12 protein-coding genes are annotated in these 12,821 nt (G+C 39.4%); 7 read left to right on the top strand and 5 right to left on the bottom strand.

What is annotated here, in order from left to right:
- Window positions 1–106 precede the first annotated feature (106 nt).
- On the top strand, window positions 107–547 hold the full coding sequence (locus AVJ20_RS11725) for a hypothetical protein (RefSeq protein WP_111885342.1): 441 nt from the start codon (window positions 107–109) through the stop codon (window positions 545–547).
- A 72-nt stretch (window positions 548–619) separates the two neighbouring features.
- Here AVJ20_RS11725 and AVJ20_RS11720 read toward each other — a convergent pair whose 3' ends face one another.
- On the bottom strand, window positions 620–1,399 hold the full coding sequence (locus AVJ20_RS11720) for a ferredoxin--NADP reductase (RefSeq protein WP_111885341.1): 780 nt from the start codon (window positions 1,397–1,399) through the stop codon (window positions 620–622).
- 106 nt (window positions 1,400–1,505) lie between these two features.
- Here AVJ20_RS11720 and tsaA point away from each other — a divergent pair, with 106 nt between their 5' ends.
- The gene (tsaA, locus tag AVJ20_RS11715) at window positions 1,506–2,216 is read left to right on the top strand and encodes a tRNA (N6-threonylcarbamoyladenosine(37)-N6)-methyltransferase TrmO (RefSeq protein ID WP_111885340.1); all 711 of its coding nucleotides are present in this window, start codon (window positions 1,506–1,508) and stop codon (window positions 2,214–2,216) included.
- A 40-nt stretch (window positions 2,217–2,256) separates the two neighbouring features.
- Here tsaA and AVJ20_RS11710 read toward each other — a convergent pair whose 3' ends face one another.
- On the bottom strand, window positions 2,257–3,228 hold the full coding sequence (locus AVJ20_RS11710) for a hypothetical protein (protein WP_162689764.1): 972 nt from the start codon (window positions 3,226–3,228) through the stop codon (window positions 2,257–2,259).
- Between the two features lie 186 nt (window positions 3,229–3,414).
- Here AVJ20_RS11710 and AVJ20_RS11705 point away from each other — a divergent pair, with 186 nt between their 5' ends.
- The 4 genes from AVJ20_RS11705 (at window position 3,415) to AVJ20_RS11690 (ending at window position 7,763) form a co-directional block, all read left to right on the top strand.
- Window positions 3,415–5,172 carry a GspE/PulE family protein gene (locus AVJ20_RS11705; protein ID WP_111885338.1) on the top strand — a complete coding sequence of 586 codons (1,758 nt, stop codon included), beginning with the start codon at window positions 3,415–3,417 and terminating at the stop codon, window positions 5,170–5,172.
- 104 nt (window positions 5,173–5,276) lie between these two features.
- On the top strand, window positions 5,277–5,639 hold the full coding sequence (locus tag AVJ20_RS11700) for a NirD/YgiW/YdeI family stress tolerance protein (protein WP_111885337.1): 363 nt from the start codon (window positions 5,277–5,279) through the stop codon (window positions 5,637–5,639).
- A 131-nt stretch (window positions 5,640–5,770) separates the two neighbouring features.
- On the top strand, window positions 5,771–6,439 hold the full coding sequence (locus AVJ20_RS11695; protein ID WP_111885336.1) for a response regulator transcription factor: 669 nt from the start codon (window positions 5,771–5,773) through the stop codon (window positions 6,437–6,439).
- 4 nt (window positions 6,440–6,443) lie between these two features.
- Complete coding sequence (locus AVJ20_RS11690; protein ID WP_111885335.1) at window positions 6,444–7,763, top strand: sensor histidine kinase; 1,320 nt, start codon at window positions 6,444–6,446, stop codon at window positions 7,761–7,763.
- Window positions 7,764–7,959: 196 nt separating this feature from the next.
- Here the strand turns inward: AVJ20_RS11690 and hemP are convergent, their stop codons facing one another.
- The gene (hemP, locus tag AVJ20_RS11685) at window positions 7,960–8,130 is read right to left on the bottom strand and encodes a hemin uptake protein HemP (protein WP_078189103.1); all 171 of its coding nucleotides are present in this window, start codon (window positions 8,128–8,130) and stop codon (window positions 7,960–7,962) included.
- Window positions 8,131–8,277: 147 nt separating this feature from the next.
- On the opposite strand from hemP, the gene AVJ20_RS11680 reads away from it, so the two are divergent.
- Window positions 8,278–9,177, top strand: coding sequence for an NUDIX domain-containing protein (locus tag AVJ20_RS11680; RefSeq protein ID WP_111885334.1), 900 nt, complete (start codon window positions 8,278–8,280; stop codon window positions 9,175–9,177).
- A gap of 546 nt (window positions 9,178–9,723) precedes the next feature.
- Here AVJ20_RS11680 and AVJ20_RS11675 read toward each other — a convergent pair.
- Entirely contained in the window at window positions 9,724–10,242 is a 519-nt protein-coding gene (locus AVJ20_RS11675; protein WP_111885359.1) for a tetratricopeptide repeat protein, read from the bottom strand.
- A gap of 76 nt (window positions 10,243–10,318) precedes the next feature.
- Window positions 10,319–12,712, bottom strand: coding sequence for a penicillin-binding protein 1B (gene mrcB, locus AVJ20_RS11670; protein WP_111885333.1), 2,394 nt, complete (start codon window positions 12,710–12,712; stop codon window positions 10,319–10,321).
- Between the last annotated feature and the right edge of the window lie 109 nt (window positions 12,713–12,821).

Below are 12,821 nucleotides of genomic sequence, written 5' to 3'. Positions count from 1 at the left end.
AATTTTCCTTTTGATATTCGTTTCTAATGGATAATATTTTTAATTTTCATTGATTATTAATTTTTAATTAAATAAATTAAAACCCAATATTTTTAAAAGGATAATGATGAAAGTTTTAAAAACGAATTTAATGCTTATTATGCTTTCAGCAATGAGTTTAATAGGGTGTAATACACATTCAACAAAAACTTATGTGTTGACGACAACATCTTATGGTTATGATGCAAGTTATATTCCATATATTGTTGAATTAAATGGAGAGGAGTTAGGTGGAGGGCTAGGTAGTGGAACGAAAAGATCAGCAGTGATAACAGGAGCTCAATATATTAAATGGGGAGAAGGTAATAGCTCTAAAAAGCATATTGCAACCAATGTCCCCACATTGACGAATGAAAATTTAAAAGATAAAAAATATTTAGCTGTACATATATATCCAGATGACAGTGTGGAAATTAATTTATCGAATGAATTACCTGATGCTACTGAGAAAGGTTTAGAGTGGAGAGCAAAAATTATTGATGAATTGAAGGTAAAAGAAGAAAAATAACTGTATCAGTCATTAGTGGTGTATAGATAAAAAAAAGCGCATGATGACATGCGCTTTTTAATTTACAGCTAATTATTTTTCAACGAATGCACGTTCAATCACGTAGTCGCCTAGAACGCCCATCTTAGGAGATTCTTTCAGACCGTGCTGGTCAAGTAGTGCAGCAACGTCGTCTAGGAATGCAGGTGAACCACAAAGCATTGCGCGGTCAGTTTCAGGGTTGAAACGTGGAAGACCAATTTTTTCGAAAAGTTGACCAGTTTCAATGGCAGTAGTTACACGGCCTTGAGTATGGAATTCTTCACGAGTTACAGTAGGGTAATAAACCAATTTTTCTTTCGCGCCTAATTCACCAAAGAATTCGTGGTTAGGAATTTCATCTAAGATTAAATCTTGATAAGCCAATTCCGAAATGAAACGAGTACCATGTACAACGATGATTTTTTCAAAACGTTCGTAAGTTTCAGGGTCACGAATTACAGAAAGGAACGGTGCAAGACCTGTACCTGAAGAAAGTAGGTATAAGTTTTTACCAGGGTTTAAGTCATCTAGAACTAAAGTACCTGTAGGTTTTTTAGACACTAAAATTTCATCGCCAACTTTTACTTTTTGTAAAATAGACGTTAAAGGACCATCTGGAACTTTAATAGAGAAAAACTCTAATTCTTCTTCATAGTTTGCGCTTGCAATAGAATAAGCGCGCATTAAAGGCTTACCATTTACTTCAAGGCCGATCATCACAAATTGACCGTTTTTAAAACGTAACGCAGTATCGCGAGTGGTTTTAAAAGAGAATAAAGTGTCATTCCAATGGTGGACGTGAGTAATCTTTTCGACGTTAAAAGCAGCCATTAAAGGTCTCAATAAAATTATCAAATTAGAACAGCTTACTATTCTAATCTAAAATCATTCTCGATAAACTGAATATATTTAATTGAACTTATCAGAAAAAGTGATTATGTCTGAGCTTAAAATGCCAATTATCGGGTATATGAAATCTCCCTACCGAGAAAAATTTGGTATTCCACGTCAGCCGAATTTGGTGCAAGTCGAATCTTATATTGAAATGGTGGAACCTTATAACGATTTATTGGCTTTCGAAGGGATTAATGATTTTAGTCATCTTTGGCTGATTTGGCAGTTTCATGAAAATAAAAATGCAGATTCGACAAAATTTCGTCCGCAAGTTCGTCCTCCGCGTTTAGGTGGTAATCAAAAAATCGGGGTATTTGCGACACGAAGTATGTACCGGCCGTCACCTATGGGCTTGTCGGTTGTGCAGCTCAAAGCGGTGAAAAAAGTCGGTAAATCGGTACGTGTCTATGTGGTCGGCAGTGATTTGTTGGATGGAACACCAATTTTAGATATCAAACCGTATATTCAATATTCAGATGCAGTGATGGATGCGCAAAGCGGTTATGCGCAGGATGAGCCAGAAAGAAAATCTGTGATTTGGTCAGAGCACGCTGAGCAACAAAAACAGGTATTTTTGAATAATGGCAATTTAACCGAACAATTAACAGCAGAACTGGAACAAGTATTGAGTTTAGATCCACGTCCTGCTTATCAGCATAATGATGAACGTGTGTATGGCATGTTATTTGGTGGATTGAATGTAAAATTTCAGGTCTGTAAACAATATGTTTTGATAGTTGAAATATCTCAATAAAAAAAGGAGCTTTCAGCTCCTTTTTTATTAAATGTGTAAATTATTTATTTGCTGCAAAACTTTGTTTGATTGCGTTAAGAGCAACATCGTTATACATGCTGCAAGAGTTCTCAGCTAATTGTTTAAACTCTAAAAATTGAGTTTTTTGAGTAGGATTTGTTGAAGTATTTATCCAATTATCAATAATCTTAATTAAATCCTGCATATTGTATTCCACTCCTTTAGGAAATAGGTAAGCGTCATAGAAACGATTTTTATATTGAGCTACACCATATTCACTCTCATCATCAGCTAAGGTATAGGCTACAGTATCTTTCATGATGTATTTTTTCGCAGTAATATCTGTACTAAGATCAGTCCACCAGTCAGCTAAAAAATTTTGACTGTAACTATCTGAGGAATCTGTTAAATCTAAATACTGTTCGCTATTTGATACTTTATTTAATTGTAAACAACGAGAACCAGCGGGAAACTTAACATTTGAAATAGCTGTTAAGTATTTGAGAGCATCGTTAGAAATATAGTTGCTTGAATCAGTAATATTATTTTTTATGATCCAATAATTATAGGCATCAACCTGAGATGCTAGGATTTCACCTTCAAGATTGAAAGATTTCATTGTTGTCGTAATTTTTAGACCTGATGAATTAATAGAGGAATGAGGACTTAGAGTCCACACATTATTTGCAATGGATATATTGCCATTCAGATAGCCATACGAACTGTGTAGAGATCCTTCATCATACAAGCCATTCGCTGTGACCATAAATGAATCGCTACTTTCTGAAGTATATAGTTTACCATTATCGATAGTTGCAGTATCACTTTCGTATGACAGCACATCACTTTCACTGTCGAGTTCAAAAGTTGACCACTGTTGGAAAGCAGCATTTGGTATCGTTGGATTTTCGCTGGAGTCATTATTAGAGGTTGAGTTTCCACCGCCACCGCCGCAGGCAGTTAAGCTAAGAATAGTCATGGTACAAATTGCTAATATTTTTATTTTCATCATAAATCTTCTTATATCGTAATTATAAAGCCCTGATAGGCAACTTTATTATAGCTTAAATTTATGAATGTTTTCATTAATAACAAAAATAGTATGCTTTCAGAAAACCTATGTGCAAAACACAAATGACACAAGCGTGCCTTTAGAATTTTTTGCTATAGTGGTTTTATGTTTGGGGAACATAGAACAATGACTTTTAATTTTGAAATTGACACTTCTTGGTGTTTAGACCAATTACAAAAAGATGGACGTATTACTGAACGGGACAAAATACTGATACAAACCACGCACCGTCAGCGTGAGCAGTTGAAATGGCATCCTCTACAATGGATTGCCAATTTTAATTTAGTCGATCAGAGTCATCCGCAGTCTACCTTAACATTGAATAGACTTTGCCAATGGTTGGCAGAAAAGTCTGGAGTACCGTTTTATATTATCGATCCTCTAAAAGCTGATGTGCCTGCTTTGACAGCCATTATGTCTCAGGAATTTGCAGTACGAAATCGCATTTTAGCGGTGGAATTGCAAAATGAGCATGTACTGATTGCAACGGATCAACCTTATAAAAATGAATGGATTGCCAACTTAGAAAGAACGGTATTACCACGCAAGATTCAACGTGTATTACTCAGTCCAGATCAACTACAGCGCTACTTGGTTGAATATTACCAAGTGAGTCGCGCAGTCAGTAATTCGCAAAAATCATCGAGTTATGACCGTGAAAATAAAGGCGTTGAAGCACTATTACAATTAGGTGATACACAAAATCCAGATGCCAATGATCAGCATATTGTGAAGCTTGTGGATTGGGTCTTACAGTTTGCCTTCGAACAAGGTGCAAGTGATATTCACCTCGAACCGCGTAAAGATACAGGAAAGGTGCGTTTTCGTATCGATGGGGTATTGCATACCATCTACAACATGCCAGCAAATACGCTGACAGCGGTGGTTTCACGAATTAAGATCTTAGGTCGGATGAATGTGGCTGAAAAACGTAAGCCGCAAGATGGACGTTTAAAAACCCGTACACCCAAAGGCCAAGAAACAGAGCTACGTTTATCGACGTTGCCAACAGCCTTTGGTGAAAAGTTGGTTATGCGTATTTTTGACCCTGAAGTCTTGGTACGTAGTTTCCAACAACTCGGTTTTGAAGGGCGTCTGTTAGATGATTGGAAGGCCTTAACCAGTCATAGTCACGGTATTATTTTAGTGACCGGTCCGACGGGTTCGGGTAAAACCACCACGCTTTATTCATCACTCAAACAATTGGCAACCGAAGAAGTGAATGTCTGCACCATTGAAGACCCGATTGAGATGTTAGAGCCCAGTTTTAACCAAATGCAGGTGAATACAGGGATTGATCTGGGCTTTGCCGATGGTGTACGGGCTTTAATGCGTCAAGACCCTGACATTATCATGGTCGGGGAGATCCGAGATCATGATACGGCAAATATGGCAATCCAAGCTGCATTAACAGGTCATTTGGTGCTTTCAACTTTACATACCAATGATGCACCATCGAGTTTGACGCGATTACATGATTTGGGTATTCAGTCTTTTTTAACGGCAGCGACTATTTTAGGGGTTTTGGCACAACGTCTAGTTCGTCAACTGTGTCCACATTGTAAGCGTGAGACTTTTATCAATGAACAAGAGTGGAAACATCTGACCTTTGATTACACGATTCAAATGCCTGATTTCGTCTACGAGGCGGTGGGCTGTGATGAATGCCGTCAAACGGGTTATAAAGGCCGTGTGGGAATTTATGAATTTATGCCACTCAGTATTGAAACCAAGCAATTGATTGGTGCTAATGCAGATCTAACCCAACTACGTACACAGGCACGTAAAGAGCATGTCGAGCCATTACGAATTGCAGGTGCGCGTAAAGTACTTGCAGGGGTGACGACTTTAGAGGAAGTCCTGCGTGTCGTACCGCTCAACTAATGGTTTGATCAAATAAATAAAAACGTCTTTGCAGCTTAAGATTCGACTCATCTTGCTTTGTTTAAATAGCGCTATCGAAATAGACAAAGTAAGAGAGACCGAAGATGACAACATTCACTCAATTGGTATGTGGTTTAGCATTTGCAGGTGTGGCATCAGTGGCAGTTGCGAATACAGCAGTCAATCAAACAGCAGTTGCGCCGATGAAAACCACATCAGTGAAACATGCCTTAGGCTTAAAAGATGATAGTAAAGTTCAATTGAAAGGTTATGTTGTGAAATCGATGGGCGATGAAAAATATCAGTTCCGCGATAGCACAGGCAGCATTACAGTGGATATTGATGATGAACTTTGGCAAGGCAAAGCGATTTCAGCTAAAACACCAGTAACGCTCATTGGTGAAATCGACATTGATTACAAACCGACGAAACGCGTTGAAGTTGATGTCGATCAAGTAAAATTTTAATTTAGCCTGTCATTCAATACAGTGCTGCACTATAAAAAACCACGGCTTGCTGTGGTTTTTTTATGTTATGAGTAGATATGAGCAAAAGTTCGATACACTGAAGTCGGAACCATAGAAATAGGGTAGGTAAGATGCGAATTTTATTGGCAGAAGATGATACATCCCAAGCAGACAGTATAAAAACATGGCTTGAAATGGATGGCTATAGTGTCGATTGGGTTGAGCGAGGCGATCACGCTATTTTGGCTTTAGAACAACATCAATATGAATGCATACTTTTAGATCGTGGCTTACCAAAAGTAACTGGTGATGAAATTTTAAAACGTATCGTACAGTTGCATCCGCTTACACCAGTTTTATTCATTACTGCTCGGGACAGTATTGCAGATCGTGTTGAAGGTTTAGATCTGGGAGCCCATGATTATTTGGTGAAACCCTTTAGCTTGGAAGAGTTGTCAGCAAGGGTGCGTGCCCAATTACGCTTGCATCATCAACAGCGTGATAATTGTTTGACTTTTGGTGATTTATGTTTAGATGTACATGCCAAAACGCTGCGTAAAAATGCGGAATTGATTACGCTGACATCGCGTGAATATCAAGTCTTGCATAAGATGTTGTTAAATCCTGAGCATATTATGACGCGTAGCCAACTCGAAGAATCACTCTATGCTTGGGGCGATGAAGTTGAAAGTAATGCGATCGAAGTTTTTATTTACCAATTGCGTAAGAAGATTGGCAGTGATTACATTAAAACCTTAAGGGGCTTGGGTTATCGCATGAATCTTCCTCAACAAAGTTAAGTTTATGAGTGATAAAAAAAGTATTTCCTTACAGTCGCAACTGATTAAAACCTCACTGCTCAGTGCAATTTGGGCGGGAGCAATCTCTCTGTGTCTGATGTTGGGATTTGGTTTGTATCACATCATGAATGTACACGATGCCCTGATGGACGAAGTGGCAGATATGCTTACTGCTACTGATCTAACGCTGAAGCAAGACGAACAAATAGATGAACTAAGTGAAGAGTTTGATATGCAATATCAACTCATGCAAGGGTCGCAAGTCTTAACCACATCGGAACAACACACAGCATTTGAACATCAGCCCAATTTAAAACAAGGGTTGCATTATCAATGGAGAGAAGGCGCGCTTTGGCGTAGCTATGCACTTCAGGACGATGGATTAAGCGTACAAATCATTCAACCGATGAAAACACGGCTGAGGGAAACGCTGCAAAGCGTACTAGGCTATGCAGGGATTCTATTGATTGTCTGGTTGATCCAATGGCTATTACTGCATATTTTGATTAAACGTCAATTGAAAGTTTTACAGCTTTTTTCAAAACAAATCGCTGAAAAAAATGTAGATGACTTACAAGCCATTGTTTTACCTGAACCTGTATTGCAAGAACTAGAGCCGATCCAAACACAGCTGAATTTTTTATTAAACCGATTAGATCAAGCCTTGGAGGCGGAACAACGCTTTACCTCCGATGCCTCACATGAATTACGCTCACCGCTGTCTGCGATTCAAATGCGACTTCAGGTATTAAAACGAAAATATCCCGACATTCAGCAGGATTTATTGAGCATACAGCACGATGTTAATCGAGGAACACGCGTGTTGGAAAATCTACTAATTTTGGCACGGCTCGACCCGACGCAATCGGAGCAATTAGATAAAAAACAAGACGACTTAGAACAGCTGAGTTTACAAGTCCTTGACGCTTTACAGCCTTTTATTGAAGAAAAGCAGATCGAATTGAAGCTACAGACCCAGTCTGTACAGTTTGAGATGAACGCAGAGTTGATGTTTAGCTGTCTACGCAATTTAGTCGATAACGCTATTCGCTATAGTCCTACGCAAGGACAGGTCAAGATTGATTTAACGGTAACAGCACAGCAGGCGGTTTGGACGATTGAAAATCAAGGTGCGGGACTGACAGTCGCAGAATTGCAACGCATTGGCGAGCGATTTTACCGTGTATTGGGAACGAAGACGCAAGGTTCAGGTTTAGGTATTTCAATTGCCCAAAAAATTGTACAGTTACATCAAGGCCATTTAAATGTGGATGCATCTGAACTGGGTGGCTTAAAGGTACAACTCACTTTTCCAATCCGTTAAAAACACGATTTGCTCTAAGGAATTTAGCGAAAGAGTGTTGTGAGAGGAAGATGAGTGTTGCGATTTAAATTAAATTTGAGTAGCTATAAAGCTTAATTTAACTAAGTACAAAACTTAAAAAGCAGTAAGCGAATGGCTTACTGCTTGTGTCCACGATTATTTTTATTGCGCTGATAATTATTATTTTTATCAGAAATTATTTGGTCAAAATAAGGCGATTATTTCGTGTTAAACGTAGTCGATATTCTTCACCTGCATGCATAATGCGAATTTCACGTCCTAAAGCAAAAAGGTTGTTTGAATGTAGCATTGGCAGTGAGTGGTGTGCTTCATTGCTACGAGTAAAAAGGCTAAATGGTGCGTTCATTCCGTCGACTCCGTGGTGTATTTCTGAATGGTTTAAATGATAATCATTATCGAATAGGCCTGTCAACGGTAATTTTAGGATTTTATAAAAAAGATAAATTTGCTTACACTTGGATATCAATTGGAACAGAGTAGAGAGCAGGGAACTATGTCGAAACCGCAAATCGATGTCGCCATTGCGATTTTATTGCATCAAGACAAAGTACTGGTGGGTTGGCGTGAAGCAAAACAACATCAGGGCAATAAACATGAGTTTCCGGGCGGTAAAGTCGAGCAGGGTGAAAGTCCTGAACAGGCTTGTCGTCGTGAAATTTTTGAAGAGGTTGGAATTGGTTTACATGACTGGCATGCTTTTGATTTTATTCAACATGAATACGATGATGTTATTGTGAAATTACATTTATTTCATGCCACCGTCCCGCATGCGTTGCTGAATGAAATCCAAAAGCCATGGGCCTGGTATTCGCGTCAACAACTCATGAGTTTGAATTTTCCAAAGGCCAATCAAGCTATTTTGCAACGTTTATATTGGCAGCAACAGATCAAAATCACCGCCGATCTACCAACATTTGAAACGCTTCAAGAGACGCTGTTGTATTATTGGCGAGTCGATGCCAGCGCAGAAAATGCAGAGGCATTAAATCAATTACCTACCGTGATTTTAAAGCAATTGATAATTAATGAAGATCTATGGTCATTACTCTCTACAGAGGTGCAAGCACTTATTTCGGCTTTACATCTTAAGCAGCACCAATTGCTGAAAAAAAATAAAGGTGATTTACAGCTTGGGAAGCGCTATATCGCCGCTTGTCATGATCAAGTTTCTGCGCTGCATGCGCAAAAAATTGGCTGTGAGGCTATTTTTATGAGCCCAGTTCTGGCGACACAAAGTCATCCAGAGGCGCAAGGTATGGGATGGGCGCATTTTTCTGAGATTGCACGAGGCATAGAAATCCCTGTTTTTGCTTTAGGTGGCATGCGTCCTGAATTGCTACCTATTGCACAGCAGCATCATGCTTATGGGGTGGCAGGTATTCGCAGTTTTTAGAAACTAGAATGTGTATATTGAATTAAAGTCGTATTTGAAAGTCGTTATGTAAAATTCAGTGAAGGTTGGTTAGAAATAGACTTACTATTTGTAAGCTATTTACTGATGTTACGCCCGTAAAAATAATTACGCATTTTTTAAATGATTTTTAAACCGATACGACGGAGTCTTAAATCTAGAGATTGAGTAAAGGGATTAGCCTTAGGCTGGAGGTACTCTTACGAAACGATGCTTCTCATTAGGCAAAATGAGAAGCGTGCTTCACAAGGAAACCATCTTGCGGTGCAATGCACCTCACTGACAAAACTCGTTCACTAGCGTCAATTTATCCAAAGTATCGCAAAAACATTTTTAAATAGATGTAGTCTTGTCTCAAACGCTTGCAGATGACGTTACCGTGTATCGTACTTTTATTTAGATCAAATTATCCTTCTGATGTTACTGCGTAACATTATTTAATAATAACTATGAGAAATAAACTTACTTTTAGTATGTTTTAAATGAAAAAGCCTGATCTCAATTAAGAACAGGCTTTTTTATGGGTGCTTAAAGAGCTTTGATGGCTTGTTGGGCTTGTTGGGCTTGTTGGGCTTGTTGGGCTTGTTGGGCTTTTTGAATGGTGCTGCTTTTCTTTTGCATTTGACCAGCTTTTAAAACAACATTCCAAAGCTGTTGTTTCATCGGCTTGGTTTGAGCATAGCTTAATCCACGCAGTGCCAACGATTCTGCATTCGCAGGTTGATTTTTTCGATTGGCGATCATTGCCAAATATAAAAAAGTTTCCGCAGATTGCGGTGCCAAACGCTGTGCTTGAGTTGCCGCACTTTCAGCTTCATTCCATTTTCCATTGGCATAAGCGGTTTGCGTAGTTTGCATCAATTTTTTGAATGCAGGTAAGTCGCGACCATCATCAAACTTTTGAATTTGGGTTTTCTGCTCAGGAATAACGATACGTTGACGTTTAATTTCTGGATGGTCATATGGCGTAATAATGACCCCAGAAGGGTCATGGATGTCTGCCTTTTTTTCAGGTGCGGCAGGCGGCTTTTGCTCAGGTTCGATCATGGTTTGGCAACCTGCCAAAATGATCGTCAAAACGCTCAGAATACTGAACGTTTTTAAAACTTTAATGTTGTGCAGTTTAATTTGAATACTCTCCACTTGAGATGATGCGAGGTTGATCAGGTGAACCCTGATCATTATCGGCATCACTTTCACGAATGTAGTCACCTAAACTATCATTTTGCTCCTGAGTTGGCTGCGTCTCTTCAGTATCAACTGTGTAAGGTTCTACTTCATATTGTGTCGAACCACATGCCGTAGCTTGATTTGGAATGGAGTTGCGCGAAAGAGGAATATACATCGCACCTGTACAATGCTGCGCAGATAAATTACCTGAATAACGGTCTAACCAATGCCACTGTACGCTGTCTGGTTGACGTAAATTAACTGGTTTTTGACGTAACTGCTTCATGACATTGGTCCAAACCGGAAGTGCTCCTGACGAGCCAGTTAAGCCTGTAACTTTGTTGTTGTCTAAACCTAACCAAACCACACTTAAGTAATTACCTGAATAACCTGCAAACCATGAGTCACGCGTATCATTGGTTGTCCCTGATTTACCTGCAAGTTTAAGTGAAGCTGGTAATGATGCATAAGCAGAACGGCCTGTCCCTGAACTCATGACTTGTTGTAAACCATAGTTCAAGATAAAGGCTGCATCAGGTGCAATAGTCGGTTGTACCGTTAAGCTATAACGATCTAATAAACGACCATTGGCATCGACTACTGAACGAATAGCTTTCACTGGATATTTGAAGCCACCGGTTGCAAAGTTGCCATAGACACTCATCACTTCCATCGGTGACATATCGATAGCACCGAGATAAATCGAAGGGTAGTTTGGAATATTAGAAGTCACACCAAACTTTTTCAGATGGTTAATAAAAGTCGACATACCGAACTCTTGACCTAAGCGTACCGCAGAGAGGTTATAAGAGTTTGATAGGGCATCGACCATTGGTACGACACCATGTGCACCACCACTATAGTTTTTCGGTGTCCAAGCTTTGCCATCACTTTGAATGCTGATAGGGCTGTCTTCGATTTGACTCGCCCAGTTATAGCGGTTGGATTCTATCGCACTGAGGTAAATCACAGGTTTTAGCAATGAACCAACTTGACGTTTAGCATCCATCGTACGGTTAAAGCCAGTAAAGTCCTGCGTTGAACCGACTGCTGAAACCAATTCACCATTTTCAGGATGAGACACCAGTACCGCGCCTTGTAATTCTTTCAAGCGTGCTGGATTGGCATTACTTAAACGTGCCACAGATTCTTTAAATGCAGTTTGTACACGAGTTTGAGCAATCGGGTCCATCGCAGTGAAAATACGCAGACCTTGATTGGTCAAATCGCTTTCTTGGTATTCAGTACGCAGTTGACGACGCACAATATCCATATAGTCTGGGAACCGAGAAGGGCCCAATGTTGGTTTTGTAATGACATTTAATGGACGTGCTGACTCAGTTTCATATTGTTCCTGAGTTAAATAGCCCATCACCACCATATTGTTTAACACAATATTACGGCGTTTAATCGCACCTTCAGGATTTTTCCACGGATTAAATAGGGTTGGACCTTGAACCAAACCAACTAAATAAGCCTGCTGAGCAATATTTAGTTCACGTAGGGGTAAACCAAAATAGAATTGTGAGGCTAAACCATAACCATTGATTGAATAATTACCATTTTGCCCTAAGTTCACTTCATTTAAATAAGCTTCAAGAATTTCATCTTTGTCATAGTGAAGTTCAATCAGCATCGCCATTAAGGCTTCATTGGCCTTACGCTTAATGGTTTTTTCAGGCGATAAATAGAAATTTTTCACCAATTGCTGAGTGAGGGTCGAACCACCTTGACGTTTACCACCAGTGACATTACTTACGATGGCACGTGCTGTACCACGAATGGAAATACCATGATGCTGATAGAAATTACGGTCTTCTGTAGCAATTAAAGCTTGGATTAAAGGCTTAGGTACTTTATCAAGTTTAATTAGCACACGGTCTTCATTGTGCTGAGGATAAATACCACCAATTAACATCGGCTCTAAGCGGGCAATACCACTGCTTGAAGGCTTGGTTGCACTCACTTCAGTGATTTGATCTTCACCAAAGGTCACTTTAAGGACTTGTTCAGGGTCGACACTATCACCAAAGTCAAAACCACGCGTATGGATATAGGTCACATTGCCAGAAGTAACGTAACTTCCCGTTTTCGCATAGCTGTCTTGAGCGTTATAGCCCAAAAGTTTCAGTTCTTGGTTGAGGTCTGCTTGGCTTACAGGCGCATTGGTATAAATTTCTAAAGGACGAGCAAATACCTTGGCAGGAATGTCCCAACGTTGACCTTCGAATTTGTCTCGTACAATATTATCTAGACGAATAAGATAAATGCTGAACACGAGAAATCCGCCGATAATCAACAGCGAAAAAATCAGTGCAATTATGCCTATGCCACGTTCAGACTTCATAAATAGTGATAAGACCCTGAGAAATTTTGCTAATCATGCGAAGCTTTTCAGTATTTTGCAATATTTAAACTGTTATATGTATGCAAAATATTGGAAGCTACTTCACTAA

It is taken from the genome of Acinetobacter sp. CFCC 11171 (assembly GCF_003268405.1).
GTDB lineage: Bacteria > Pseudomonadota > Gammaproteobacteria > Pseudomonadales > Moraxellaceae > Acinetobacter > Acinetobacter amyesii.
The sequence above is the reverse complement of the archived record's forward strand: the minus strand, read 5'-3'. Positions and strand labels throughout refer to the sequence as shown.